The organism is Pseudomonas syringae group sp. 243L2 (genome assembly GCF_032587875.1).
Taxonomy (GTDB): Bacteria; Pseudomonadota; Gammaproteobacteria; order Pseudomonadales; family Pseudomonadaceae; genus Aquipseudomonas; species Aquipseudomonas amygdali.
This window is the reverse complement of sequence record NZ_JAWHPL010000005.1, coordinates 96967-120851: the sequence shown is the minus strand read 5'-3', so window position 1 is coordinate 120851 and position 23885 is coordinate 96967. Positions and strand designations below refer to the sequence as shown.

29 protein-coding genes are annotated in these 23885 nt (G+C 55.6%); 13 read left to right on the top strand and 16 right to left on the bottom strand.

The window, feature by feature from the left end:
* The first annotated feature begins 15 nt into the window (after positions 1-15).
* The 5 genes from RYB66_RS03665 to RYB66_RS03645 all read left to right on the top strand — a co-directional run bounded on the left by RYB66_RS03665 (position 16) and on the right by RYB66_RS03645 (position 4512).
* Complete coding sequence (locus tag RYB66_RS03665) at positions 16-252, top strand: hypothetical protein (protein ID WP_002552856.1); 237 nt, start codon at positions 16-18, stop codon at positions 250-252.
* A gap of 248 nt (positions 253-500) precedes the next feature.
* Complete coding sequence (locus RYB66_RS03660; protein WP_002552857.1) at positions 501-842, top strand: ribonuclease E inhibitor RraB; 342 nt, start codon at positions 501-503, stop codon at positions 840-842.
* A 461-nt stretch (positions 843-1303) separates the two neighbouring features.
* Positions 1304-2713: a circularly permuted type 2 ATP-grasp protein gene (locus RYB66_RS03655; RefSeq protein WP_002552858.1), complete on the top strand. Its 1410-nt coding sequence runs from the start codon at positions 1304-1306 to the stop codon at positions 2711-2713.
* 12 nt (positions 2714-2725) lie between these two features.
* Positions 2726-3685 (top strand): alpha-E domain-containing protein, encoded by a 960-nt coding sequence (locus tag RYB66_RS03650; RefSeq protein ID WP_003378609.1) that lies wholly within the window; start codon positions 2726-2728, stop codon positions 3683-3685.
* Positions 3682-4512 carry a transglutaminase domain-containing protein gene (locus tag RYB66_RS03645; protein WP_002552860.1) on the top strand — a complete coding sequence of 277 codons (831 nt, stop codon included), beginning with the start codon at positions 3682-3684 and terminating at the stop codon, positions 4510-4512. Before RYB66_RS03650 ends, RYB66_RS03645 begins: the two co-directional genes overlap by 4 nt.
* Positions 4513-4571: 59 nt before the next feature.
* Here RYB66_RS03645 and RYB66_RS03640 read toward each other — a convergent pair whose 3' ends face one another.
* Positions 4572-4943 carry a rhodanese-like domain-containing protein gene (locus RYB66_RS03640; RefSeq protein ID WP_002552861.1) on the bottom strand — a complete coding sequence of 124 codons (372 nt, stop codon included), beginning with the start codon at positions 4941-4943 and terminating at the stop codon, positions 4572-4574.
* Between the two features lie 608 nt (positions 4944-5551).
* Here RYB66_RS03640 and RYB66_RS03635 point away from each other — a divergent pair.
* Positions 5552-6280: an amidotransferase gene (locus RYB66_RS03635; RefSeq protein WP_016981401.1), complete on the top strand. Its 729-nt coding sequence runs from the start codon at positions 5552-5554 to the stop codon at positions 6278-6280.
* Positions 6281-6320: 40 nt separating this feature from the next.
* Here RYB66_RS03635 and RYB66_RS03630 read toward each other — a convergent pair whose 3' ends face one another.
* From RYB66_RS03630 to RYB66_RS03620, 3 genes are all read right to left on the bottom strand, one after another.
* On the bottom strand, positions 6321-7292 hold the full coding sequence (locus RYB66_RS03630) for a magnesium and cobalt transport protein CorA (RefSeq protein ID WP_004664514.1): 972 nt from the start codon (positions 7290-7292) through the stop codon (positions 6321-6323).
* Positions 7293-7416: 124 nt separating this feature from the next.
* Positions 7417-8106: a crotonase/enoyl-CoA hydratase family protein gene (locus tag RYB66_RS03625; RefSeq protein WP_005744361.1), complete on the bottom strand. Its 690-nt coding sequence runs from the start codon at positions 8104-8106 to the stop codon at positions 7417-7419.
* A 125-nt stretch (positions 8107-8231) separates the two neighbouring features.
* Positions 8232-8525, bottom strand: a complete 294-nt coding sequence (locus tag RYB66_RS03620) for a DUF6388 family protein (protein ID WP_004664517.1) — start codon at positions 8523-8525, stop codon at positions 8232-8234.
* A 162-nt stretch (positions 8526-8687) separates the two neighbouring features.
* Between RYB66_RS03620 and RYB66_RS03615 the strand changes: the two genes are divergently transcribed.
* Positions 8688-9017 (top strand): EthD family reductase, encoded by a 330-nt coding sequence (locus tag RYB66_RS03615; protein WP_316891963.1) that lies wholly within the window; start codon positions 8688-8690, stop codon positions 9015-9017.
* A gap of 1 nt (position 9018) precedes the next feature.
* Here RYB66_RS03615 and RYB66_RS03610 read toward each other — a convergent pair whose 3' ends face one another.
* Entirely contained in the window at positions 9019-9438 is a 420-nt protein-coding gene (locus RYB66_RS03610) for a DUF4124 domain-containing protein (RefSeq protein WP_005782994.1), read from the bottom strand.
* A gap of 151 nt (positions 9439-9589) precedes the next feature.
* On the opposite strand from RYB66_RS03610, the gene RYB66_RS03605 reads away from it, so the two are divergent.
* On the top strand, positions 9590-9760 hold the full coding sequence (locus RYB66_RS03605; RefSeq protein ID WP_316891962.1) for a DUF6021 family protein: 171 nt from the start codon (positions 9590-9592) through the stop codon (positions 9758-9760).
* A 52-nt stretch (positions 9761-9812) separates the two neighbouring features.
* On the opposite strand, the gene RYB66_RS03600 is transcribed toward RYB66_RS03605, so the two are convergent.
* The 3 genes from RYB66_RS03600 to RYB66_RS03590 form a co-directional block, all read right to left on the bottom strand.
* Positions 9813-10181: a c-type cytochrome gene (locus tag RYB66_RS03600; protein ID WP_316891961.1), complete on the bottom strand. Its 369-nt coding sequence runs from the start codon at positions 10179-10181 to the stop codon at positions 9813-9815.
* A 66-nt stretch (positions 10182-10247) separates the two neighbouring features.
* A complete protein-coding gene (locus RYB66_RS03595) occupies positions 10248-10778 on the bottom strand; it encodes a hypothetical protein (RefSeq protein WP_316891960.1) in 531 nt (176 codons plus the stop codon).
* A gap of 261 nt (positions 10779-11039) precedes the next feature.
* Entirely contained in the window at positions 11040-11543 is a 504-nt protein-coding gene (locus RYB66_RS03590; protein WP_004661338.1) for a cupin domain-containing protein, read from the bottom strand.
* Between the two features lie 214 nt (positions 11544-11757).
* Here RYB66_RS03590 and RYB66_RS03585 point away from each other — a divergent pair, with 214 nt between their 5' ends.
* From RYB66_RS03585 to RYB66_RS03575, 3 genes are all read left to right on the top strand, one after another.
* Positions 11758-12015: a DUF1652 domain-containing protein gene (locus RYB66_RS03585; RefSeq protein ID WP_004661336.1), complete on the top strand. Its 258-nt coding sequence runs from the start codon at positions 11758-11760 to the stop codon at positions 12013-12015.
* A gap of 346 nt (positions 12016-12361) precedes the next feature.
* Positions 12362-12982: a hypothetical protein gene (locus tag RYB66_RS03580; RefSeq protein WP_316893837.1), complete on the top strand. Its 621-nt coding sequence runs from the start codon at positions 12362-12364 to the stop codon at positions 12980-12982.
* A 1393-nt stretch (positions 12983-14375) separates the two neighbouring features.
* The gene (locus RYB66_RS03575; protein WP_316893835.1) at positions 14376-15164 is read left to right on the top strand and encodes a hypothetical protein; all 789 of its coding nucleotides are present in this window, start codon (positions 14376-14378) and stop codon (positions 15162-15164) included.
* A gap of 137 nt (positions 15165-15301) precedes the next feature.
* Here the strand turns inward: RYB66_RS03575 and RYB66_RS03570 are convergent, their stop codons facing one another.
* The 4 genes from RYB66_RS03570 to RYB66_RS03555 form a co-directional block, all read right to left on the bottom strand.
* A complete protein-coding gene (locus RYB66_RS03570; RefSeq protein WP_316893833.1) occupies positions 15302-16111 on the bottom strand; it encodes a DUF6602 domain-containing protein in 810 nt (269 codons plus the stop codon).
* A gap of 251 nt (positions 16112-16362) precedes the next feature.
* The gene (locus tag RYB66_RS03565; RefSeq protein ID WP_316893832.1) at positions 16363-16707 is read right to left on the bottom strand and encodes a hypothetical protein; all 345 of its coding nucleotides are present in this window, start codon (positions 16705-16707) and stop codon (positions 16363-16365) included.
* A 5-nt stretch (positions 16708-16712) separates the two neighbouring features.
* Complete coding sequence (locus RYB66_RS03560; protein ID WP_316893831.1) at positions 16713-17363, bottom strand: hypothetical protein; 651 nt, start codon at positions 17361-17363, stop codon at positions 16713-16715.
* On the bottom strand, positions 17356-18360 hold the full coding sequence (locus RYB66_RS03555) for a hypothetical protein (RefSeq protein ID WP_316893829.1): 1005 nt from the start codon (positions 18358-18360) through the stop codon (positions 17356-17358). Before RYB66_RS03555 ends, RYB66_RS03560 begins: the two co-directional genes overlap by 8 nt.
* A 228-nt stretch (positions 18361-18588) precedes the next feature.
* Between RYB66_RS03555 and RYB66_RS03550 the strand changes: the two genes are divergently transcribed.
* Entirely contained in the window at positions 18589-18837 is a 249-nt protein-coding gene (locus tag RYB66_RS03550) for a hypothetical protein (RefSeq protein WP_005783010.1), read from the top strand.
* 34 nt (positions 18838-18871) lie between these two features.
* Here RYB66_RS03550 and deoC read toward each other — a convergent pair whose 3' ends face one another.
* A complete protein-coding gene (deoC, locus tag RYB66_RS03545) occupies positions 18872-19552 on the bottom strand; it encodes a deoxyribose-phosphate aldolase (RefSeq protein ID WP_060403551.1) in 681 nt (226 codons plus the stop codon).
* Positions 19553-19654: 102 nt separating this feature from the next.
* On the opposite strand from deoC, the gene deoR reads away from it, so the two are divergent.
* Positions 19655-20425 (top strand): DNA-binding transcriptional repressor DeoR, encoded by a 771-nt coding sequence (deoR, locus tag RYB66_RS03540; RefSeq protein ID WP_004664542.1) that lies wholly within the window; start codon positions 19655-19657, stop codon positions 20423-20425.
* A gap of 5 nt (positions 20426-20430) precedes the next feature.
* On the opposite strand, the gene RYB66_RS03535 is transcribed toward deoR, so the two are convergent.
* From RYB66_RS03535 to rbsK, 3 genes are read right to left on the bottom strand one after another with little or no spacing between them, the layout of a single operon-like run.
* A complete protein-coding gene (locus tag RYB66_RS03535) occupies positions 20431-21498 on the bottom strand; it encodes an aldose 1-epimerase family protein (protein WP_316893824.1) in 1068 nt (355 codons plus the stop codon).
* A complete protein-coding gene (gene fucP, locus RYB66_RS03530; protein WP_057401569.1) occupies positions 21495-22826 on the bottom strand; it encodes an L-fucose:H+ symporter permease in 1332 nt (443 codons plus the stop codon). Before fucP ends, RYB66_RS03535 begins: the two co-directional genes overlap by 4 nt.
* A gap of 29 nt (positions 22827-22855) precedes the next feature.
* The gene (gene rbsK / locus RYB66_RS03525; RefSeq protein WP_316891954.1) at positions 22856-23782 is read right to left on the bottom strand and encodes a ribokinase; all 927 of its coding nucleotides are present in this window, start codon (positions 23780-23782) and stop codon (positions 22856-22858) included.
* Positions 23783-23885: the final 103 nt, after the last annotated feature.

The window sequence follows — 23885 nt, the reverse complement described above, 5'->3', positions numbered from 1 at the left end:
GTTCTGGAGGCATTGATGAAACAGTGGGCCATTTCGTATCTGGACAAGGATGGTGTGCAGCAACTCCGTGAGGCTGGTTTTGACGAGCGTCCCAGTGAGGAGGAGGCCGCGCGTTTCCTGCGCAAGGACCTGTATCCAGTCACCGATGAGCTGGATCTCAATGATCTTGACGGGCGCACCGACGAGCCTACGGTTAAAACGCTTAAAGACCATAACAGTGTGCGGATCATTTCCATTACAGAAGTTGCCTGACCTGCGGTGATTCAAAAAGCTTTTCGTGGCAACCACTTGGCATCCTGCCCACGATGGGTCTACTCTGCAGATGAGGCTGTTCAAACGGCCTCTGACATCTCGATACCCGACCTGTGCCAAGCCTGGTCTGGTCAGCTACATGCTTGATTCCCCACGCCGGATTATCTGTCGTGCGGCGGCCCCCGATGATTCGGCGGTCGCTCTGGAAGAGTTGAAACTCTATCTATCGTTGCATAGGAGGACGTTTCATGAGCACAGCCTATCAAGAGGACATCAGCAGTAACGTACTGCGCCGCATGAAAGAAGGCGGTTTTGATTTCGCGCGAATCTATCCCATCGAGTTTTACGCCATCTTCCCGGATGAGGAGCGGGCACGGCAGGCTGCAGAGCAATTTCGCGGTGAATCCCTCAATACTCAGGTAAACGTACGTGATGACGGTAACTGGCACTTGCAGTTGAGCAAAGTGATGTACGCCACTTATGACGGTATCGGTGATTTCGAGCAGGACTTTCAGATGGTGATTTCGCCCATGGACGGTGAGGTCGAAGGTTGGGGTGTTACTCAGGAGATCAGAAGACTGCACGCTTGACGGCTTTTGATTGTCAGGCAACACATTACCGGCTGATTCGGGATACGTTCTGGATCGGCCGGTTCTGTTTTTGCTTCGCGCTCATAAACAGTGGTCAAAAAAAAGCCACTCAAATGAGTGGCGCAAAGGGAAGTCTGTTTAAAATCCGCACGCGTTCTTCGCCTGCTGGACAAAATAACGGTTAGCGCAAAAACGGCGTTTGGTGCCCTGTTTGCTCGGTTGCTGTGGAGTGTGGCGAACTAATGTTGTTGGCGGAAATCAACTCTGACTATGCTGATCATAGATTTCACGGTTGAATGACGCTTCCGAATGAGGCGCGAAATAATCGGCTTGGGCGTTTAGTGCACAGGAATGGTGCGTAGAACGTCGAGTGTTTACCTAACCTTTTGAAATCAAAGCGTTTATGCCGGTGGCACGGGCTTTGCGATGGTCTTGGTGTCCATGGTGACAAGGAGTACGGCATGATCCGCACCTTTTATGACGAGATGTACGATGCGGGCGGCGTAGTCCGTCCGCACTATCGGGAGTTCGCCCGCTGGCTGGGTGATACGCCTCCCGAGCTTTTGGCTCAACGCAGGCGCGAGGCCGATCTGCTGTTTCACCGCGCCGGGATCACGTTCACACTCTATGGTGATGAGCAGGGCACCGAGCGGCTTATCCCCTTCGATACCATCCCGCGCAGCATTCCCGCCAGCGAATGGCGTGTTGTCGAGCGTGGCTGTATCCAGCGCGTAAAGGCGCTGAACATGTTTCTGGCGGATCTTTATCACGACCAGCGGATTATCAAGGCCGGGATAATTCCTGCCGAACAGGTGCTGGCCAACGAGCAATATCAGTTGGCGATGCAGGGCCTGAACCTGCACCGCGATTTGTATTCGCACATTTCCGGCGTCGATCTGGTGCGCGACGGTGATGGCACGTATTACGTGCTGGAGGACAACCTGCGAACCCCGAGCGGCGTGAGCTACATGCTCGAAGACCGCAAGATGATGATGCGTTTGTTCCCCGAGCTGTTCTCGGCCCAGCGCATTGCACCGATCGATCACTATCCGAATCTGTTGCTCGACACGCTCAAGAGTTCCAGCCATCTGGACAACCCGAGTGTCGTGGTACTGACGCCCGGGCGTTTCAACAGCGCCTTTTTCGAGCATGCGTTTCTGGCTCGCGAGATGGGGGTCGAGTTGGTTGAAGGTGCCGATCTGTTTGTCCGCGACGACCGCGTGTTCATGCGTACCACCGACGGTCCCAAGGCTGTCGATGTTATCTACCGTCGGCTTGACGATGCATTCCTTGATCCGCTGGCGTTCAACCCTGATTCCATGCTGGGCGTTCCAGGACTTCTGGCCGCGTATCGCTCCGGCAATGTGGTTCTGGCCAATGCCATTGGTACCGGCGTTGCCGATGACAAGTCGGTTTACCCCTACGTCACCGACATGATTCGTTTCTATCTGGACGAAGAGCCAATTCTCAAGAACGTGCCGACCTGGCAGTGCCGCAAGCCGGAAGAGCTGTCACATGTGCTGGCTAACCTCGGCGACCTGGTCGTCAAGGAAACCCAGGGCTCCGGGGGCTACGGCATGCTGGTCGGCCCTGCAGCGACCGCCGCCGAGATCGAAGCCTTCCGGGCGCGCCTCAAGGCCAAGCCGCATGCGTACATCGCCCAACCCACCTTGTGCCTGTCGACTTGTCCGACCTTTGTCGAAAATGGCATAGCACCGCGACATATCGATCTGCGCCCCTTTGTTCTGTCCGGTCGCGAAACCCGCGTCGTACCTGGCGGGCTTACCCGAGTGGCCTTGCGTGAAGGCTCACTGGTGGTCAATTCGTCACAGGGTGGCGGAACCAAAGACACCTGGGTGGTCGAGGATTAAGGATGCCTGCCAATGTTAAGTAGAACTGCCTCTGATCTTTTCTGGATGTCGCGTTACCTGGAGCGAGCGGAGAACCTCGCCCGAATGCTGGACGTGAGCTATTCGCTGTCGCTGATGCCGCAGGACGGGCGGGGCGACGGGCTGGATGAAATAGCCATGCCGTTGCTGATTACCGGAACGCTGGAAACCTACATCGAGCGTCATGGTGAACTGCATGCCGAGCGCATGCTGCATTTTTTCGCGCTGGACGCGACCAACCCGGCCAGCATCTACAGCTGCCTGGGTGCCGCAAGGGCCAGTGCGCATGCCGTGCGTGGGCGTATCACTGCCGACATGTGGGAGAACATCAACTCCACCTGGCTGGAAATTCGCGGCATTGCTCAACAGGGTCTGACCCGTTACGGCATGAGTCGCTTTTGCGAGTGGGTCAAGGAGCGTTCGCACCTGTTCCGTGGTGCGACCTACGGCACCATCATGCGTAACGATGCGTTCCGTTTCATTCGTCTGGGAACGTTCATCGAGCGCGCTGACAACACCATGCGCATGCTCGACGCCCGCTATGAGATGCTCGAACTGCGTGGGCCACAGGCCAACGCCGCGGCGGACAACTCGGCGGCCGGTTATTACCAGTGGAGCGCCTTGCTGCGCGCACTGTCCTCGTTCGAGGCTTACACTGAAGTCTATCGGGATGCGCCAGGCGCGCGTCAGGTTGCCGAACTGTTGCTGCTGCGTGCCGACATTCCGCGCTCGTTGCGCGCCTGTCTGGAGGAAATGGACGTCATTCTGGCCAGTCTGCCCGGCGTCAATGGCCGACCTGCGCAGCGCATGGCCGCCGAGATGGATGCAAGATTGCGCTACACCAGTATCGACGAGATTCTGGATGAGGGCCTGCATGAGTGGTTGAACGAATTCATTCCAATGCTGGCCCAACTGGGTGATGCCATTCACACTTCGTACCTGGAGGCTGCATGAGACTTTCGATAAGCCATGAGACCACCTATCACTACGATGACCAGGTGCGCTCGAGTATCCAGTATCTGCGTCTAACGCCTCACGACAGTGAGCGCCAGCAAGTGCTCAGCTGGCAGCTGACGTTGCCACGTCCGGTGCGTGCGCAGATCGACCCCTTTGGCAATATCCTGCACGTCCTGAGCCTGGAAGAGCCGCACGAAGCGATCATCATCGGCGCGCGCGGGCAGGTGGAAATCGACGAAACCCGCGAGGCCGAGCACGAAAGCCAGTCGGCATTACCGTTTTTGCGCGTGACGCGACTGACCGAGCCTGACGAAGCGATTCGCAGTTTCGCAGCCAGGGAATGTCGCAAGCGCGCTGACCGTAGCGCATTGATCGACCTGATGCAGGCGCTTAACCAGCACATGACTTACACGCAGGGTGCGACCGAAGTCGACACCAGTGCCGCCCAAGCCTTCGCCGGACGCTCGGGAGTCTGTCAGGACCATACCCACGCCTTCTTGGCCTGCGCCCGCAGTCTTGGGGTGCCGGCACGTTATGTATCCGGTTACCTGTGCAGCGAAGACAGCGAACATTTATCCAGCCACGCCTGGGCCGAAGCCTGGATAGATGACGCCTGGTACAGTTTTGATGTCACCAACCAGCTGGCCATTCCTGAGCGCCATTTGAAGCTGGCGGTAGGGCTGGACTATCTGGATGCTTGCCCGGTGCGCGGCATGCGCCGGGGTGGCGGGTCTGAGCAGATGCACGCCAAGGTCGTGGTTTCACCCATGACCGGTACGCCAAAAGTGAAAACCCGCGTGCAGGTCCAGGCGCAGCATCAGTAGCTTTAACGCACTGACCTGCGCTTCACTGAAATGGCCGGAATTCAAACTCCGGCCATTGCTTATTCGGCAGGGTCGTCGGTGGTGCTGTAGAGCGCGTTGTGCAGCTCTTCGTAATTACCGCCATTGATGACGCTGAAATAGCCCGCCGCCCTGAGCTTTTCCTGAGCCTTGTCGGCTTTGCTGTCGGTGCTGCTGAAAATAACGAAAACCGCATTGCGGTCGTTGAGCACCTGCTTCATCTGATTGACCAGCCGCCGGTCATCGACCCGTACTGCATTCAATACCGTGCCAGCGTCATAGTCGGTCTGGCTGCGTACATCCATCGCCAGTTTGCCTTCCTTGAGCGCAGCCACCGCTGCAGCCTGATCTACCATGCCCGCGTGGGCTGCGAAGCTGCTGACAAGTGCAAAAACAGCAATCCATTGGCGCATAGGCGCGTCTCCTTCAGTCGAGTGGAAAGAGTGGCACAGTTACACACTGACCGAAAGCGTGTCAGATCAGCCGAACAACCTGTTCAGGTTAGGCACGATCAATAACAGCGCAGTGGTAAAGAGGATTAATCCCGCCTGACGTACTTTGGAGTGTTTGAACTTGAACATGGCTGACCGCCTTTTGTTGTTATTCCTGAGCGACAGAAGCAGGTCTATTCCGCAACGCAGAGAGTCGACCGCTGGCATGGGTGCGCATTGAACAGCTGGACCCGGTCATTTGACCGCTGGCTAGAGCGCTGAAAGGATTTTGCGCGCCTCCTGTTACAGATTTAACAATAGAGCCGAGGTGCCCCACGCCTTAGAACGGTTGGGAATTTAAACGTCTACTTATCCAACTTAACGTTATCAATCAACTGCTCGCCAGAGGCTCAGGCCTTTGCTAGACGCTTCATTCACATCGGTCAGCTTTGCACCGTTCGTCCGGGTCAGACTTTTCCTACGTGCATTAAACCTCCGACAAGGCGCGGGGTGCTGCTTGATTTGCCGATGCCTTCAAGGCAGGCTCTGCCCGTGCGCTATTGCCTCATCATTGTTTCAGGGCCTCTTTTATGTCTTTACGCATCTGTATTCTGGAAACCGACAACCTGCGACCGGAGCTGGTCGAGCAATACCAGGGGTACGGGCGGATGTTCGAATTGCTCTTCGCTCGCCAGCCAATCGCTGCAGAGCTGACGGTTTACAACGTGGTGCAAGGGGACTATCCACCTGCAGACGAGCAGTTCGATGCTTATCTGGTGACCGGCAGCAAGGCAGACTCGTTTGGCACCGATCCCTGGATTCAGACCTTGAAGGTTTATCTGCTGGAGCTGTATCAGCGCGGCGAAAAACTGCTGGGTATCTGCTTTGGTCACCAGTTGCTGGCCTTGCTCCTGGGCGGCAGGACCGAGCGTGCCGTGCAGGGTTGGGGTGTGGGTATTCATCACTATCAATTGGCACCCGCCAGACCGTGGATGACGCCAGCAATGGACAAGCTCACGTTGCTGATCAGCCATCAGGATCAGGTGACCGCGCTGCCCGAGAACGCAACGGTGCTTGCATCCAGCGAGTTCTGTCCATTTGCGGCCTACCATATCAATGATCAGGTGCTGTGTTTCCAGGGCCATCCCGAGTTCATTCACGAGTTTTCCCGGACCTTGCTTGATCTTCGTCAGGAAGCGCTGGGCGAACAGGTTTACCAACAGGGTGTTGCCAGCCTGGATCACGACCATCATGGGACGACGGTGGCAGAATGGATGATGCGCTTTGTGGCGCACAAGCCGGAAAAACAGTCTGTCTGATCCGGCGCATGGCTTTTTGAACGGGAATGCAGTGGCGGTGCTATAGCCAGCCAGAGCGCTTGAAGCTGGCAAACAGCGCCGTACACCCGCCCAGAATGACGCCCAGCACGATGAAGTAGCCGTACTCCCACTTGAGCTCCGGCATGTTCTCGAAGTTCATGCCGTAAATGCCGGCAATTGCGGTTGGAAAGGCCAGTATCGCTGCCCAGCCAGCAAACTTGCGCTGCACGATGCTTTGCCTCGAAGACTCCAGCAACAGGCCGATTTCGATTGTCTGGCTGGCGATGTCACACAGGTTGCCCAGGTCTTCCATCTGCCGCTTGACGTGAATTTCTACGTCGCGAAAGTAGGGGCGCATGTTCTTGTCGATGAACGGGAAACTGAGTCTCTGCAGTTCTTCACCCACTTCCACCATCGGCGCTACATAACGGCGCATGCGCAAAAGGTCACGGCGCAGTGCATGAATGTGCTGGATGTCGGATTCGCGCAACGAGCCGCCGATGACACTTTGCTCCAACAGTTCAAGTTCGGCATGGATGGCTTCGGTCACCGGTTGATAGTTCTCGGTGACGAAGTCCAGGAGGGCGTAGAGCACGAAGTCTTCGCCGTGCTCCAGCAGCAGTGGCCTGGCCTCGCAGCGCTGACGCACCAGCCCGTAGGACTTGGAATGGCCGTTGCGCGAGGTGATGACATAGCCCTTGCCCGCGAAGATATGGGTTTCGATGAACAGCAGCTTGCCGTTTTCGCGTACCGGCGCGTAGGTCACGATAAACAGCGCATCGCCAAAGGTTTCCAGCTTTGGACGGCTGTGAACCTCCATGGCATCTTCAAGGGCCAGTTCATGCAGGTTGAACTGTTCTTTCAGGCTGGTCAGTTCCTCATTACTGGGCTGCTCCAGGCCGATCCAGACGAAATGATCGGGTTTGGCGGCCCAGGCGGCACCCTCATCAAGGGTAATGTCGCGGACTTTTTTGCCTTTGCTGTACACCGCTGCTGCAACAACTCGACCCATGGCGCTATCGCTTCTTCAATATGTCAGTGGCGCAAAAAACATGCGCGGTAGCTGATCAGATTGATCAAATGCGTATGAGTTCGCCGGTAAACAAAAGCCCGCGCGGGCGGGCTTCGATTGGGTATCACAGCATGTGTTGCCGATCCTGCTCGATAGCTGCATCCAGTGTATCGAGCAAGGCTTTTCTGACCTTGAGTTTGGTCTTCTTGTGCGCGCTCATGTTGATCTTCTTCAACTGTGCGGCGACCGCAAGTGCGGTGCCTTGCAGTTCATCGACGCTGACCACCTTGTCCAGGAAGCCGGCGGCCATCGCTCCTTCAGGGTCGAACATTTCGGCATTGATCACCGAGCGATTGAAGGCTGATTTACGTAACCGGTCACGCGCCAGTTCGATGCCGGCGTGGTGCATGGTCATGCCGATCTGTACTTCGTTCAATCCGATACTGAATGGCCCTGCGACACCGATTCGATAATCGGCGGACAGCAGCAAAAAGGCACCCTTGGCAACGGCGTGGCCGGGGCAGGCGACGATGATCGGGAAGGGGTGCGACAGCATTCTGCGCGCCAGGGTGGAACCCTGAGCAACCAGATTGATCGCCGCTTCGGCGCTCGAGGTCATCACCTTGAGGTCGTAGCCGCCCGAGAGAATGCCGGGCTGTCCAGTGACGATCACGATTGCCCGGTCCTGTTCAGCCTGATCCAGCGCAGCATTGAACGCGATGATTACGTCCGGGGAAATGGCATTGACCTTGCCGTTGTTCAGGGTCAGCGTGGCGACACCGTCGTCCAGATGGTACGAGACCAGATCACTCATGACGTGATTCCTTTATTGAAGTGAGCAAACGTTACTCACCCATAAGGAACAGGTAAAGCGCTGACTGATGAGTCACTCGGTAGATCGCCAATCAATGGCCGATTTACCCTCAACGGCGGCTCGGGTCATGGCTGGATATCATTGAAGCCGCAATATTCTTCCCAGTCCATGCCCAGCGCCTCGGCCACCTGGCGGTGTGCTTCAAGGCGCATGCTCTGCAACTGTTCGGGCGACTCGGCAATCAGTTCCAGCGCCAGTTCCCAGGTCTCGATGCCCTGGCTCTCGGCCTCATCTTCAAAAGCCCACTGTAATTGCTGCTTTTGCTCTTTCGGGCTCAACGCGCTGATTTCGTCCTTCAAGGTCGGATGGGTAGCGAGGTATTTCGCCAGCGCGGCCTCGTTCCACTCAAGCGTATTCATGCGGGGTTCCTCAAAACGTTTCGATAGCCCGGCCGCTTTTCAGGGCAGGGGGCAAGACGGCGTGATTGTGAGGGAGCACGTCATTGATGTCAGCACCCGGCCGCAATAATCGCTAAAGTGCTCAGACGAATGTATTGATCCTTCACTCAGGAGCCTATCGAGATGATCAAAGTCAGTGTGCTGTATGCGTATGAAGAGGGTGCCCGTTTCGACCACGATTACTATCGCGACAAACACTTGCCGCTGGTGCAAGAGCTGATGGGCAGTTACTGCAAGGGCTACAGCGTCGACAGAGGCATAGGCGGAGCAACGCCGGGCTCGGAGCCTCGGTATATCGGCATGTGCCACATCTATTGCAATTCCATTGAAGACTTTGAAGCCGGCATGGGGCCGCATTCAAAGCAGATCAATGCCGACATCACCAACTACACCGACCTGATCCCGGAGATACAGATCAGCGAAGTGCGTGCCGATGTGAAAACCGCGCGATAGCTTATCGAGCGGCGTCCTGGCGAGCCGCTTGTTTTTTTGAAGACATGCCACCCGACGGATCAAAGCACTGGCTGTCGTAACGTGGGCTCTGGCACTGCGAAGGGATGTTCGGCGGTGGCGGGCGGTTTCGTTGATACGCCTTGTAGCGTTCCGTCTCGTAGACCGTCACGTGGGTGCGGCCACTGATCTTCAGGTATTCAGTGGCCTTGAGATTGGTCTGGTGAACATAATCGATAGGCTCACCCTCGCGCCGCATGTTCGGCGGGCCCTGGCGCTGCAGCGCGCTCTGTGCAGCGTTGTCACAGGGGATCGACGCATAGCTCACCTGTCCCTGCGCTGATGTGCATTTGAAGATCTCGCCGTACGCCGTGCCTGCACCCAGCAGCGCTAACACTGCCAGCGTGATTGAAAGCCTTTTCATGGTTCTCTCCTTACATGGCGCAAGGCTACCATTTGCCTATGGGTGTCGCCATATCTCCTTGCTGTCAGGCCCCGTTCGTCAGACATATCGCACGGCTATGTTGATCCGCTTTCTGACTATCAGGTTCTGAATTTAACCAGTGGAGGCTCACATGACCGGCACCAAGCCAGGCAGCAGCAACGAAGACAAGAATGATCCGGGTTTTGACGAAGAGTCACCGAGAACCCAGGACCCGCAAATCGATCCGAGCGAGCCCGCCAAGACTCCAGCCACTGACAAGGGCAGCAAGGATGATTACCCGCCGTACACCCCGGATAAGTAACTGAGCGACTGCCCTCGGTAAACACCGAGGGCGGTTTATCTACCTGTCCGTATTATTTGTTTGCGTCCAGGTATTCGAGCAGGTCTTCCATTCGCTCATCGTTGCCCATCCACCACAGTTTCATCCGCGTGCCAGGCACGACTTCGCCTGGGTCTTTGATATACGTGCGCAACTCTTCACGCGTCCAGACCAGTCCCGAGTTTTTCATCGCGTCGGTGTAGATGTAGCCTTCCTGTTGCCCTGCCTGACGACCAATAATGCCGTTAAGGGGTGGGCCAAATGCGCTGCGTGCAGAAGGGCCGATCTTGTGACAGCCGGAGCAGAGGCGGGTAAAGACTGCTTTTCCGGCCTCTGCATTACCTGCGCCATAAGCCAGCGGTTGCAGTGCCAGCGCCACTATGAATAAGGCAGTTTTTCTCATCGATATCCCACAGCGCGTGCGGCCGTCTGGTCAAAAGCGACGAATGTTAGCGCAATTATCGGAGGTTCACTTGCTGTCAGGTATCTGGCTCGACAACTCGTCGAAGTCACGCTTGTAACTCGCCATCTCTGCGGCACTGACGAAGCTCTGTTCAAGGACCACTTTCTTCGCGCCGGACTCGATGGTGTCCAGTTGATGAAGGAAGCGCTTCTTCTTTCTCGCCTCCATCCGTGCGCCAGCCTCATCGATAGCCGTGCGTAGCTCAGTTGCTCGCTGGTTTACGAAATCCTGGCCTCGACGATCAACGGTGAGCCCGTCGTTTTCGACATAGCCCTCCAGCCCGGTTTTCTTCAACACCAGCCAAAGCGCCTGATCCGGCGTGAACGTACCCTTGAATTTCTTGACCTTTCTGCTGCTGTCAGCGCCCAGGTCGACCTTCACCGGGCAGCCGGATCGATGCGCCAGTTGCTGCAAGGCCTCGTCCAAACGTTGCGAAGGCATGTCATACGCCACCGGCGTCATCTGACACGCAGCGAACGCGGGAGCAGCCGCCAGACACGCAACGGCGATGAGCAGTTTTTTCAGGGTATTTTTCATGATTGCAGGGTTTCATCCGGGAGGTAGGGCTTGGAAATCGTTTTCTGCATGATGTTCCCTGTCTGCCCGACGCTTGCTTGAGCAGTCGTGTCCCTGATGTCTTTTGACCCATGCCAGACGCTGCATGCTCAAATCGCAGACAAAGAAAAGCCCGCGATGGGGGGTAGCGGGCTTAAGGTCTTGCTGGGAATTAAGTTAACAATAAACCCGCGAACGTGAAAAAAGCGTGAACTGCCGGATACAATTTATGAACAATTGAAATCAGGGTTCGCCTTCCCAGTAATCGAGGTTTTCAGTGGTCCGCTGGTTAGCGGTAAACACCCGGGTTCCCTGCACTGAAACCATCGCCTGATACTTACCCGAGTCCGGGTATTCACAGACCTCCGGCGTTTCCCGGGTGCTGATCGACAGGTACTTCAGCGGCGCCTGCGAGGTGTTGATTATCTGATGAGGGTATTCGGAGCCCGCCGGGATAAACACGATGTCACCCGTCCGGATCGGCAGCATCTCGCCTGCGACACGCAAACTGCCTTCGCCCTCGATGATCACGAACATCTCTTCCTGCGCATGATGAAAGTGATAAGGGCACGAGCGCTTGCCCGGCGCCACGACATCAATAGAGGCCCCGAGCTTTTGCGCTGCCGTGCCTGTGCCCAGGCGGGCTGCCGAGCTTTCATAGAGAGGTTCACGAACCTCATGTTGGAGTGGGGCCTCATTGAAATTGCGAATCAGACGAGACGCCAGTTCACGTGCGCGTTCATTCATGTCGGTCGACGCTCGGGGAGTTCAGAAGAGGATACTTTAGACCAGACGGCGTGATGCGTTGCAGGCAGTTACCTTGATCAGGAAAAACAATCCCGGGCAGTCGCCACAAAAAGCCTGCCGCGCCGTGTGCAGCAGTTGCGCAGGTCGGAAACCTATTCACCTAAAACTCGTCTACTCTTTACATCACGATTCAGCCTTTTGCAGAGGACGCACCATGTTTTCAAAACCCGATATTCAACGCGTTCTTGAAACGGCCTTTCTGCCGTCAAAGTGCGAGTGTGTCGTCGCGTTGGATGAAACCTTTTCAGTGAAGCTCCTCCACCCCGAGTCAGGTGATATCCAGCTGTATGTAAAGGGGCTGTCCTTGTCCGAGGTAGAGAGCAGCCGATCCATCGCGCGGCTGGTGCTTTCGCTGAGAGAACAGAGAGATCTGATGGGGTTGATGGATTTGTCCATGAGGCGGTTGGCCTAGGGGCTGGGGGCGGATTTTGATTGTGGTTATTTGATTGCATTCACAGAACACTAGCGTTTCCAGGCTTGTAGCGGGTATCCGCCCATGTGGCGTCTGATAGCTGCTTTTTGAAACGTCGGAAACCGCAAAGCATGCGGAAGCCACAGATGACCTATTCAGCCGGTTCATCCATTGCGCTTGGATCTGCAGATGGTCAGATGCTGTATAGAAGCAAATTGCATTCGGGGTAGGCTTGAGGATCTTAAGAATACCTTTAAAGAATCTGTATAGATTCTTATAGGAAACCGTGTAGAATCTGAAAAGGCTCATTGTTGGGTCTTCTCGGAATCAATACGGAGCGATGTTGATGAGCGATTTCTTCTCAAAGTTGGAAGCTAAACGGAAAAGGGCTGCGCTGACCGAATCCATGACCATACGAGTCACCGTGGAAGAGGATGCGATCATCAAGGAGCTGGCGAGCGTTTTTGATCTGACCCGGCAGGACTTGATACATGATCTGATTGTTGAGTACCTGCTTCCTGCGTGGCGAAAAGTGGAGGCAGATTCAGCGTCGGTGGCGCCGCCACCACCAAGGGATGACGGGAGACTCTTCCACTACGTTCTCAATACGAACAAAGCGAATAGCTCTGAGGATCATGAGGCGATGCTATCGGAAGGGATCGCTGCTGCATTCGAGGATGGTTACAAGGAAAAAATTGATCGCATCAAGAAAAGCGACATAGTTTTCCTTTACGAGTCAGGTAAGGGGATTGTGGGATACGGTCTGGCCAATGGTATCACCGAGGAGCGCGATCATTTTGGTGTCCCCGGGAAGACTCGTTTCCAACGCCTTGATGCTTTCATTAGGCTCGGCAAGCCAGTGTCGGCAAAAGAGATTTGCCAGCGCCTAGGGCGGACTATAAGGTTTGCGCAGACCCTGACCTATCTATCAGATGGAAAGGTTTTGCTGGAGTCATTGAAGGAATAGTCTTATGAGGCGCCGGTAGGCGCTTATTGATTTACGGGGTTGTGTTTGTGTCGATTGGTGAGTTCGTCGATCCACTGGAACATCTCTTTGGCGCTTTCTCTTGGGACTCTGCCGCAGTTTTTGATTGAGCCAAGGTCAAGCTGGTGCTCTAGGGTCTGTACGAATCGATAAATGCTCTCGAAGAACGCCTTTCGCTCGTGGTCTTCATGTGCTCTTGGCCCGGATTTTCTGGGCCAAGCTTTTATAGCTCACGAAGGGTTTCATGGTTCAGATAGGCGCATACTCTGTTTCGAGCTTCCTTGGCAACGGCCATAGGGAATCCTTGAGCCACTTCGACGCATACAGCGATTTCCTGCCTAATAGCGTCGTCAGCGAGTAGGTCGCACGCATCAAAGGTCGGCTTGAACTCTAATGAACGTTAGATTCGCTCGCTCCTGACCCTTTCTGCCGGATGTAGCCTCGTCAGTAAGCTTGTGCACCTGAACCAGAAATTCGTTTAGGAGGATATAGCTCAGAGCGTTAAAGAAGTGAGGATCCATCCGCCGCATCAGTTCCCGCTGTCTTTCATCACCTTCAAACAAGTCCTCGTACATGTTCAGGTTTAGTTTCCAGTTGCTGACACTGGGCCCGGAACATTTCGAAGTCACTTGCAAGAGCCAAAGTCGCCTTACCCATCGCTAGCCCCTCGCTCTATCAAGAAACGTCATGCAGCATTATCGATTGCTGTTGGTCTCCGTGGATTCCAACTTTGCAACCTGCCTCGTGCTGAAAAGCCGTTTCAGCTTTTGACAACGGCTGCTCGCTGAGACAGCTTGGGCAAATCACTAGTCCGACAATCAACATCCAATTCGTGTTCCAATCGATCATGCCTTGATCCGTGTCCATACTGCGCATTTCGAAAAGCTCACGCGCAGAAATTTAGAGAAGGTCTGTGCGGCGTTCTTCGCCGGAGGCTGGTTAGTCGAGGACTGATATGTTCTACATCGCCGTGCAATGTCCACTGGATCGCGTCGGGTTGCAGGCGCCTCCGCTTGGGTTTGAATCTGCCGGTGGTGACTGACCGCTATCGGCCGATTGTGTTGAAAAATTCGGTCCTTCCAGGCTGCGCATGTACTAAGTGCTGAAAATGCCTTTTTCGCGCGCATCTACGCGAAATCTGAACCCGGAACCCTCTGCTCAAGCAACGATTTCAAGCTCAGACGCGTACTTCTCTACCGTGGAAACCATGGCCGACTTTTTCAACAGGACCGGCCAGAAGCAGTCTGTCGATTTAGGTGGCTTTTAACATGACCAGCCCCTAAAAGACGATAGACGCTTGGCTGTATAATTCTGACGATTGATAAATGGCTCCATGCTCAATAACATCAGTGCACAAAACAACCGAGAGTAAGGCATGGAAACCGCTTGGACGAAATTGCTCAGTCCTATACTCAAGGTATTTTTGGGGCCGATTTGGCGAATTCTAGCAGGGTACTTCGCACCTGGACTTTTATGGACGAGCTGCTTTAAACGGGCAGCGATCAGCGCTAACGTCGATCCGAAATTAGCACTTGCCTTGGCAAACTCTCCCTCCCTCAGACGGCTCATGATCAATACGTTCAAATCCGATCGCTCCGTACCTACGGCCACTGATTTTGCTGTATCTCTTCTGTTCGAACTCCATGAGCTAGGTCTGGCTGCGAGCGAGAAACCGTCATCTGCAAACATCAGGTACTTCGCAGTGGATTTACGCCGAGCCTGGATTAACGGCCTGATAAAAAACGCGATATTGAGAAGCCGTTTTCAATCGGTCCGAGACGAGCATCCCGCAAAATCTATCGCGGTGAACTCTTCCTGCCTTGATGCGCAAAGCCTGAATTTAGACGATCTGAAAGCACTGCAATGCCGGTATTTTGAAAGTTTCTCGGTTCCAGACGCGACCGAGGTCGTGTGCGTATGGCTTCCAGACCATGAAGGGATTGTTCATTACGATGCGCAGAAAAGTCACAGGATTGAGGTCGCACTTAACACGTCGACTGGAGCGGATCGAGGCTTCTTTCGAGTCGGATATGACTACTCGATAAAGCGAACGGGCGATCATCTCCACGTGTGCTTCTTGAATACGCAAACAGAGATGGAGGCCGGACACTTCGGTCGCTATTGTGTGGGGAGTGCAACTAGAATAACTTTGTGGGCTCGGTAATCATAATTCACATCCAACGTCTATCACTGCTGAGAGCCGCAGGGTTCCTTTGTCCTAAGCGTCTGCATCGGGTCGATTGCAGCCCTTCGCGAGAGGCAGCAGTCGGCCCAGAGCGGAGCATAGATAACTCATGACCATTATCTCGACGTAACATCTGCCTTCAAAGAATGCATATACGGCACCATATTTAGGAATGTCCCGCTGACATTCATTGAGGCTTGAGTGAGCATATGGAAAAGCCAGAGCATCGATCCATGAGCCATGGACGCAGCCACCCACTTCACCGTCGGAGCGCTTGCCCGGGCAATATCATTAAAAAAGCCCGTTGGAAAATTATCAAAGGTAATGAATCCTTTTCCCAACAGAAAAACTCCGTCTATGGACGCGCTTGCTGTTCTCAGCCTTTCCTCTCCTAAAGGAAGCGGCGGAAGCGATATCCCCATATCAGATTCTAGTTCACCAATCCAATTCAATACTGTATCCATTTGTTGAGGCCCGTCATAGGCAACGACAAGATTAAGAATTGCCGGGGGGATATAACCAGTGCGGAATGACCAAGTCTCGCTTTTTTTAAGCTTTTTCGCCTCCTGTGCGGCCGTCATAGCTTGATACATACCAGATTTATCAAGCAGCGACTTGACTTCGATTGTTGCTATCACCGATTCGGCCAAAAAACCACTGATTCCGCCACCAAAATCTAATTTTGGGAGATTTCTTTTGTAGACAACTAAATCGAATTGCCTGCGGGGACTCGCGGATTGCGATCCGCTATCAATTATCTCACCAGAACCAATAGCTAATGTACTAGGGAGGTGAGATTCTAAAAACTCTTTGATGAAAGCTTCGCGAGGTGTTCCTTTATGTAACGAATGACCAGAGTTAGCAGGAATTCGGGATGTCGCTAAGAGCTGGTCTTCCACCGCGGCCATGTGGGAAAAAAGCATCATGAATATCCTGATCATTAATTCTGTGAAAAGCTAGGATAGCAAACCTTAGGATGTTGAACACGCATTAAGGCCTCTTCCCTTAATGCAACGCTCCTAGACCGCTTCTGACCGTTTTCTGCCAGCCACCACTGGCAGCTGTGGGTCGACTACTGCTTGTCGCCAGAGGCGGCAGTCAACCCATGATAGACTCTTGTCCGGTGCTACCCTCAGCGGGCAGGATCACTGGGTATTGCGACTGGTCTGCTTGAGCTTTACACCCGCAATGGGTAGATGTGATAGCGATTCATCCCAGTTCTTTCAATTATTATCCGGCTACCAGCGGACAGGGAATGGGATTGGAAAAACGCCCCCAACCAAGAGCGTTTCCTAAAAATCTTCTTGTCACCTGCAATATCAGTAAAAACAGGCTCTGCAATGCCGCAGTGGATCTCAAGTTGAGCGCCAAGCTCGCTTTCATTGGGACCGCCAATGGATTCAGGCGGAAATAAGTCCATTATGCTAGAGAGGTAGATATGATTATTGTTCAAATTACCTTGCGTGAGTTCAATAGTTCGAAACAATATAAATTCCTCCTTAAGCAAAATAAAGCTGGCCATCGCTATCAGCGAGGCAGAGTCTGATATTGCCCGGGCTCGCCCTCCACCTTGCTGTACCTCACCGCGGCTGTCCCAGACAGAGCCTGAGATGCGTTGCCACCTAACAACAAGGCTTTGATAGGCTTGACGATAGAGGTCTGTACATCCGCAGAGCTATTAATGTCTGTCAGGCGCAGGCTATAGCACCACTCGTTTTCGAATAGCGAATGTGACCAAAAAAATAAGCGCTCTTCTTCAAGTGTCAAATTGTATCCATTTTCGAGACCCATTGGAAAACCCATCTGGATTTCGTCGAAATCGAGAGGATTGCCCCACCACCCAACGTGCAGCAATGGCTCGTGGTTGTCTTTTGCATCGACTCCGGGACCCGTGAGACTGATTTGGACGACGAGGTAACCGCCGACGGATCGCTTGGGCTTGATAATCACCGGTAGAGATGAGCCAAGCTCAGTATTTACCCAGTTCTGATCGTCACTTGCATAGGTATCCACCCATCCGCCGACTGCTCGGTAGCGTTTGGAGACTTCTGGAGCAAGCAGTAGTCGGCTCAACTCTTCTTTAATCAGTTTAGTCAGGTGAATGCATTCTGCGCCAAGCCTAGAAACGAACCTAATATTCTCAGTAATCGACTTGCCGATGTCAGATGGATTACTCATTGCGCTGAACTCCAACTAAAAAAGGCGACTGAAAGTCATTTGGCATGGAGGCAGGCGCTACGAGCCCTGAGAAACCATTCAATGGACTCCAGAACACTGGCGACTTGGTAGGTGCTAGCGGGGGTGAGAGGTATCTGAACCCTTGAAATCGATTGATCCCTAGTTGCCCGAGGAAAGCAATAACCTGAGACTTCCATTTCTCCAAGCCCGAGATTCTGGATCGATCCAGATGGCGCAATACATCAAGAATGGTGATCCAGGATCGTAAAATCAGTCTTCCGTTCCAGATGTCTTGTTCACCTAAGGCACTTAGGCCTGCACTGATCTCCGGGGCGATGAAAATGTGGTAGGCGTCTTTCAGCTCAGATGAGATCAGGAATTCTCGCCATTGCCGATGCAACTGATCATCACCACTTAGCGGAGCATTCCATTTGAACTCTACCAACAGAAGACGTCGCTCCGCCGTAGGCCAATGTAACTCGACAAGGAGGTCTGGCTCGATACCTCGACGTGGCCAAAAATGCATTTGAGCGCGACTGACAGGTCCAATGGGGAAAGGAGCAGGCAAATCTATGCCGCCATGTTCTACGAGCGCCCTCCAGAATATGCCACTTGCTTCGGCAGGCAGATAATCTAATGGTCCCATGATCAGCGCGGTGATCTCATCTTCTTCGCATACACGTTTTTCACTTGGCTCACGGTGTCCAAGGTAGCGTTTGTACAGGCCGCTTTTTCTGTGGCAAATGGCGTGCAACATTCCGTAGGTTTCGCTGTTTTTGGTGTTCCGCGATAATGGCGTTTTGCCGCCGTCTTGGCTAGAGCCATCATTAGAATTGCTAGAGTCAGTTTCAAACACGGGAGTACGTTTCCCCTCTACGACCGCTTCTTGGTCTGAACTGCCCCACACGATGGCTGCATCTGGCCGATTGCTGCATGTCGCGAGGGGCCACAAACGATCCAAAGCTGACATTGCTTGTAGCTGAAGTTGATCGGCCATGAGTCAGTATCGCAGTCATAGAATTGAGATGGCCTTCGGGCTGATTGCTTTTCTCGTTTTACAGCCTCCCTGAAGCCTCCCGGCGCAAGATAAATATGCAAATACCTAGAGTGTCGGGAGCCAGGCGCAAAGCCGAAATGACAGCTCATTCGCATCCCGCTCAAACCCGACTGAACTGTGAAGCCCTCACGGGGACTGAACTTAACACCCCTTGAAGGAGCCAGCCCCATGAACAGCGATCAACTCAATCAACACGACGCCGAGCGTCTTCACCAGCGAGTAGCGTCCGAACTGGGCATTACTGCCGAAGAGCTGACCACCTGGATGATCAACGATATCGAACGCGTGACCGAGGGCGGTAAGGACGTCGGGCACATGGTGGTGTTCCGCGAGTCGACCCCTGCGCAGGTTCTCGACAAGGTTCAGCACAAGCAAAGCCATTTCACGGCTATGACCGGCGTGATTGATCTGAGCTAAGTGCAGCGGGCTTTGATGTTCAAAGCCCGCGGACTCAATAGCCTGCCCCCGTACCCGCGCCTGTCACGATCGCAATCCCGGAACTGGTGCCCAGGCGTGTTGCGCCGGCTTCGATCATTGCTCTGGCCGTGGCCACGTCACGCACTCCGCCAGACGCCTTAACGCCGATATCGGGGCCTACTACGCGGCGCATCAGTGCCACATCCTCAAGCGTTGCGCCACTGCGGCTGAAGCCGGTGGAGGTCTTGACGAATGCCACGCCCAGTTCGCGGCAGATCTCGCAGGCGCGCACCTTCTGCGCTTCATCGAGCAGGCAGGTTTCCAGGATCACTTTGAGCGGTACCTTGCCACAGGCCTGCAACACCGCGGCGATATCGTCGCGGACCTCATCGAACAGGCCGTCCTTGAGGCAGCCGATGTTCAGCACCATGTCGATTTCCTGAGCTCCGGCGGCGATCGTCAGGGTTGCTTCCGACGCTTTGCTGGCACTCAGCCCGGCGCCTAACGGAAAGCCCACCACTGCACAGACCTTCACGGCAGACCCGGCCAGTTGTCGAGCGGCAAAAGGCACCTGGCTGGAGTTCACGCACACCGAGTAGAAGCCGTGTTCCCGGGCTTCGGCGCAAAGTGTGGCAATCTGCTCTCGGCTGGCATCCGCGGCCAGCAAGGTGTGATCGATGGCCTGGGCCAGTGCAGCGGGTTCGAGTGAATTCATCAAAGGATTCCTGTCATCATTAAAAACACTTGGGTGGATACCCGTAAGTTATAAAATTAACACTTGGTGTTACTCTAGCGACACCAACAACGGATTGCCGGGATGCCCGTGGACGTCAAGAAAACCGACCGCATCAAACAGATTCAACAGGCCCTCCAGGACCAGAAAGCCATCCATCTGCGGGAGATGGCGGCGCTGCTCGAGGTGTCCGAAATGACCTTGCGTCGCGACCTCAGCCGGCACCCCGGGCAGTTAAGGCTGCTGGGCGGCTACATCACCCGCGCCCACGATGATCCTGAACCGGGGGATTACCGGGTCAGCGAGCAGGGCACCCGCCATGTCGAGGAGAAGCGCCGCATCGGCAAGCTGGCCGCTGCTTTCATCAGTCCTGGCGACACGGTTTTTTTCGACTGTGGCACGACGATCCCTTTCGTGGTCGACTTCATCCCCGACGAGCTGGAGTTCACCGCGGTGTGCAACTCGCTCAACGTGCTGCTCAAGCTGCAGCAGAAACCCAACTGCAGCATCGTCCTGTGCGGCGGTGTATTCCACCGCAAGAACCAGGTGTTCGAGAGCCACGCCGAGACCAGCATCCTCGATGGTGTGCGCCTGACCTGGGCTTTTGTCTCGGCGGCCGGGGTCAGCTTGGACTGCGGCGTCACCTGCTTCAATTTTCACGAGGTGGAGGTCAAGCAGAAGGTCATGCGCCAGGCCCGGCAAAGTCTGCTGCTGGCTGATCATTCCAAATTCGACGCCGTACGCACTGCGCACTTCGGTGCCTTGAGCGACTTCCATTGCGTGGTCAGCGATAAGAAAATCCCGCGTAGCTACCGCGAGGCCATCGAGGCCGGCGGGGCGCAGCTTGTAATCTAGAGACATCACGGTTGCAGCGCCCGGCGTTCGGCTGCGTTCAGGTAACCGGTGGTCACGCTGAACTCAGCGCTGGCACCGGGCGCGAGGCTGCGCACGTTGCCTTTGGCGAGTTCGGCGCGGTAGCCCTCCGGTTCACAGGTGGCGGGCAGGACGAAGGCCGCCACCTGCTGATCGGTGTTATGCAGGATCCAGCGCGCGGCATGTTCAAATTGCCGGGGGCTGTAGCGGGTGTAGAACGCCGCGCCGTCGGGATGATCAAGGAAGAAGTGCGCCTGTCCCTGGGCGTCGCTGCGCACGTCGTCGAAGAAGCAGACGATCTCTGGGTCATACAGCGCAGGCGAGTCGAGCACCTTGAGGCGAGTCGGGTCCTGACTGAGTTCGGCGATATAGGCGCTCCAGGTCGGCGTCGGCCGCACATGGGCCGGCACGCTGGTGCGCACCCGTGTGCGCTCGCAGCCCAGCGGCTGGGTGAGGAGGGCGTCTTCGACGTAGGCGTAGTTCATGTGCGCCATGTACATCAGGTCCATGGCCTTGCCGGCCAGATTGACCACCTGCATGTCGATCTCGAACAGCCCGCTGGCCGGGCGCAGGGTCACGCTTGGGCTGGCCCGGTAATGGTCGCCGAAGCCTTGCACATATTCATAGGTGCCGCTGAGGCGCAGATACGCACCGTGCTCGTCTTCGCCTGTTTGCAGCCAGGCATCGTCCATCGGTGCGCAAGGCATTTCGCCGTGCAGCGCATGATCATCCTCGGGCCCCGGGCAACCGTTGCGCAACAGGCCGCTGTGAAACATGAAGCAGCCGTAAGTGCCGATCACGCTGGCACTGGGCCGCGGCTGGGTGAACATATTGAGCATGGTCAAATCAACGCCGTCGAATTCGGCCGACCAGATCATTTGCCCCTGCCAGGGCAGGATTACCAGCTTGCCGCGGCTGTTTTCCAGTGACAGCGCCTTGACCCCGCTGGGGTAGGTCCACGCACGCACGCTGAAATTCGCGGATTCGAGCAGTAGCCTGCTGGTCTGGTCCCAGAGCTGTGGGTAGAGCGGCAGGCGCAACGTTTCGCTACTCATTGCGCCACCGCCGTGGCCGAGCCACCCAGTACCGGTTGCGGCTGACGCATGCAGTGCACTGCGTACATCACGATGACCACGAAGCACAGCAGCGGCACGCTATAGGCAATCTGCATGTTGCCGCCATTGGCATCGCTGAGCAGGCCCTGGAAGATCGGCATCACGCCACCGCCGACGATGCTCATCACCAGCAACGAGCCGCCGACACCGGTGTCCTCGCCGAGCCCGTCGATGGTCAGACCATAGATGGTCGGCCAGCAAGGCCCGAGAAACACACTGACCCCCACGGCGGCATACACTGCGGTGATGTTCGGCACCAGAATGGTGTAGGCCAGTAGCACGATGCACAGCACGCCATACACCGCGAGAACTTTGGCCGGGTGCATTTTGCGCATCAGCAGGTTGGCGATCATCTTGCCGATAAAATAGGCGGCAAAGGTGGTCAGCAGGAACCACGAGGCACTGCGCTCGTTCATGCCGCCCATTTGCATGGCCAGGCGAATAGTGAAGCTCCACACCCCGACCTGCGCGCCGACGTAGAGGAACTGCGCCAGTACACCGAAGCAGAAGCGCGGATTGCGTCGCAGACGGCCAAGGCTCTGGCCGATGCTCGTCCGCGGTTCGCTGACGGTGCTGTTGCCCTTGCACGCGGGAAAGCGGGTGATGGCGATCAGAATGAACATCAATATGAGTACCGCGATCATCCATTTGTACGGCAGCAGGGTCGACTGGATCATTTGCAATTGCTGCGCCGCTGCCTCGCTGGCGCTCATCTGGGCCAACTGTTCGCTGGTGGCGTCGGTGTCCTTGAACATCACGAAGCTGCCGACGTATACCCCGGTCATGGCGCCGAACGGGTGGAAGGTCTGCGAGATGTTCAGGCGCCGTGTGCCGGTTTCCCGCGGCCCCATCAGTGTCGAATAGGTGTTGCACGCGGTCTCGAGAAACGACAGGCCGGCAGCGATGACGAACAGCGCCATCAGGAACATGCCGTACTTGGCGGTCGACGCCGCCGGAAAGAACAGGGCGCAGCCGAACAGGTACAGCATCAGGCCGATGAGGATGGTGGTCTTGTAGCTGAAGCGGCGCACCACCAGTGCCGCCGGAATGGCGACGAAAAAGTAGCCCAGGTAGAACGCCGACTGGACGAAAGCGGTCTGGAAGTCGCTAAGCATGAAGGCTTTCTTGAAGTGCGCGATCAGCACGTCGTTCATGCTCGCGGCCGCCGCCCAAAGGGCGAAGATGCTACAGAGCAGGAGGAAGGCGAACCACGGCGTGCGGTTCAGGTAGAACCCGTCCGGGGTTTGTTGCAGCGCAGGCTTATTCATTATTGTTCTCCGCGAGATGCTGGTGAGTGTCAGTTGGCCGATGCATCGAGGAATCGTGCAAACGTGGACGCATCGGGGTAAGAAGATTGCGTGCCGAGGCCGGTGACCGAGCAGGCGGAGTAGGCCACCGCCTGCTGCATGGCCTGGCGAATATTGCCGTCCTGGCTCCAGTGTCGGGCGAAGCAGCCAATGAAGGCGTCACCGGCACCGGTGGTGTCACGCGCCTGAACCTTGACCCCTGGCACCTGCCATTCGCCTTCGTTGCCGACGTACAACGCCCCTTGTTCGCCCAGGGTGACGATGACGTGGCGCACGCCAAGCGCGACCAATTGGCGTGCAGCCTGAGCCGCTTCCTCGGCGCACGTGACCGGCTGGCCGCTGATCAGTGCCAGCTCGCTTTCGTTGGGGATCAGGAAATCCAGCTGCGCCAAGTGCTCGCGGCTCAGGCCGGCCAAGGCCGGGGCGGGGTTGAGCAGCACCGGGATGGCATGCCGGTGAGCGAAGGCGATGGCGTGGTAAACGGTCGCCAGCTCGACTTCCAGTTGCAGCACAATCAAAGCGCAATCGCGCAGCTGCGCCTCGGCACGGTCGATATCGGCCGGGCTCAGGTGGGCATTGGCGCCTTTGACGATGAGGATGCTGTTGTGGGAGTTCTCCTGAACGAAGATCGGCGCCACGCCGCTCGACACGCCCGGCACCCGTTCGACAAAGCGCGTATCAATGCCCAACCGTTGAAAATTGGCCAGGGTGGTATCGGCAAAAGCATCGTCGCCGACCTTGCTGAGCATCAGTACGTCGGCACCCAACAGCGCCGCAGCGGCGGCCTGGTTGGCGCCCTTACCACCGCAGCCCATGGCAAACCGCGGTGCTTCGAGCGTTTCGCCTTGGGCAGGCATGCGTTCGATGTAAGTGATCAGGTCGACCATGTTGCTGCCGATGACTGCAATCTTGCTCATTGTTATTTTGACCTCACCAGCGCCGACGGAAGCATCGGCGGCCTTTATTTCTGTTATTTAAATAACATTTTTTGTGAGGATTCAATCTTTATTTTTGATGTGA

Bases quoted from the DNA above. Each gene is read 5' to 3' on its own strand.
- RYB66_RS03665 (WP_002552856.1), top strand. From the start codon at position 16: ATGAAACAGTGGGCCATTTCGTATCTGGACAAGGATGGTGTGCAGCAA.
- RYB66_RS03660 (WP_002552857.1), top strand. From the start codon at position 501: ATGAGCACAGCCTATCAAGAGGACATCAGCAGTAACGTACTGCGCCGC.
- RYB66_RS03655 (WP_002552858.1), top strand. From the start codon at position 1,304: ATGATCCGCACCTTTTATGACGAGATGTACGATGCGGGCGGCGTAGTC.
- RYB66_RS03650 (WP_003378609.1), top strand. From the start codon at position 2,726: ATGTTAAGTAGAACTGCCTCTGATCTTTTCTGGATGTCGCGTTACCTG.
- RYB66_RS03645 (WP_002552860.1), top strand. From the start codon at position 3,682: ATGAGACTTTCGATAAGCCATGAGACCACCTATCACTACGATGACCAG.
- RYB66_RS03640 (WP_002552861.1), bottom strand. From the start codon at position 4,943: ATGCGCCAATGGATTGCTGTTTTTGCACTTGTCAGCAGCTTCGCAGCC.
- RYB66_RS03635 (WP_016981401.1), top strand. From the start codon at position 5,552: ATGTCTTTACGCATCTGTATTCTGGAAACCGACAACCTGCGACCGGAG.
- RYB66_RS03630 (WP_004664514.1), bottom strand. From the start codon at position 7,292: ATGGGTCGAGTTGTTGCAGCAGCGGTGTACAGCAAAGGCAAAAAAGTC.
- RYB66_RS03625 (WP_005744361.1), bottom strand. From the start codon at position 8,106: ATGAGTGATCTGGTCTCGTACCATCTGGACGACGGTGTCGCCACGCTG.
- RYB66_RS03620 (WP_004664517.1), bottom strand. From the start codon at position 8,525: ATGAATACGCTTGAGTGGAACGAGGCCGCGCTGGCGAAATACCTCGCT.
- RYB66_RS03615 (WP_316891963.1), top strand. From the start codon at position 8,688: ATGATCAAAGTCAGTGTGCTGTATGCGTATGAAGAGGGTGCCCGTTTC.
- RYB66_RS03610 (WP_005782994.1), bottom strand. From the start codon at position 9,438: ATGAAAAGGCTTTCAATCACGCTGGCAGTGTTAGCGCTGCTGGGTGCA.
- RYB66_RS03605 (WP_316891962.1), top strand. From the start codon at position 9,590: ATGACCGGCACCAAGCCAGGCAGCAGCAACGAAGACAAGAATGATCCG.
- RYB66_RS03600 (WP_316891961.1), bottom strand. From the start codon at position 10,181: ATGAGAAAAACTGCCTTATTCATAGTGGCGCTGGCACTGCAACCGCTG.
- RYB66_RS03595 (WP_316891960.1), bottom strand. From the start codon at position 10,778: ATGAAAAATACCCTGAAAAAACTGCTCATCGCCGTTGCGTGTCTGGCG.
- RYB66_RS03590 (WP_004661338.1), bottom strand. From the start codon at position 11,543: ATGAATGAACGCGCACGTGAACTGGCGTCTCGTCTGATTCGCAATTTC.
- RYB66_RS03585 (WP_004661336.1), top strand. From the start codon at position 11,758: ATGTTTTCAAAACCCGATATTCAACGCGTTCTTGAAACGGCCTTTCTG.
- RYB66_RS03580 (WP_316893837.1), top strand. From the start codon at position 12,362: ATGAGCGATTTCTTCTCAAAGTTGGAAGCTAAACGGAAAAGGGCTGCG.
- RYB66_RS03575 (WP_316893835.1), top strand. From the start codon at position 14,376: ATGGAAACCGCTTGGACGAAATTGCTCAGTCCTATACTCAAGGTATTT.
- RYB66_RS03570 (WP_316893833.1), bottom strand. From the start codon at position 16,111: ATGATGCTTTTTTCCCACATGGCCGCGGTGGAAGACCAGCTCTTAGCG.
- RYB66_RS03565 (WP_316893832.1), bottom strand. From the start codon at position 16,707: ATGGCCAGCTTTATTTTGCTTAAGGAGGAATTTATATTGTTTCGAACT.
- RYB66_RS03560 (WP_316893831.1), bottom strand. From the start codon at position 17,363: ATGAGTAATCCATCTGACATCGGCAAGTCGATTACTGAGAATATTAGG.
- RYB66_RS03555 (WP_316893829.1), bottom strand. From the start codon at position 18,360: ATGGCCGATCAACTTCAGCTACAAGCAATGTCAGCTTTGGATCGTTTG.
- RYB66_RS03550 (WP_005783010.1), top strand. From the start codon at position 18,589: ATGAACAGCGATCAACTCAATCAACACGACGCCGAGCGTCTTCACCAG.
- deoC (WP_060403551.1), bottom strand. From the start codon at position 19,552: ATGAATTCACTCGAACCCGCTGCACTGGCCCAGGCCATCGATCACACC.
- deoR (WP_004664542.1), top strand. From the start codon at position 19,655: ATGCCCGTGGACGTCAAGAAAACCGACCGCATCAAACAGATTCAACAG.
- RYB66_RS03535 (WP_316893824.1), bottom strand. From the start codon at position 21,498: ATGAGTAGCGAAACGTTGCGCCTGCCGCTCTACCCACAGCTCTGGGAC.
- fucP (WP_057401569.1), bottom strand. From the start codon at position 22,826: ATGAATAAGCCTGCGCTGCAACAAACCCCGGACGGGTTCTACCTGAAC.
- rbsK (WP_316891954.1), bottom strand. From the start codon at position 23,782: ATGAGCAAGATTGCAGTCATCGGCAGCAACATGGTCGACCTGATCACT.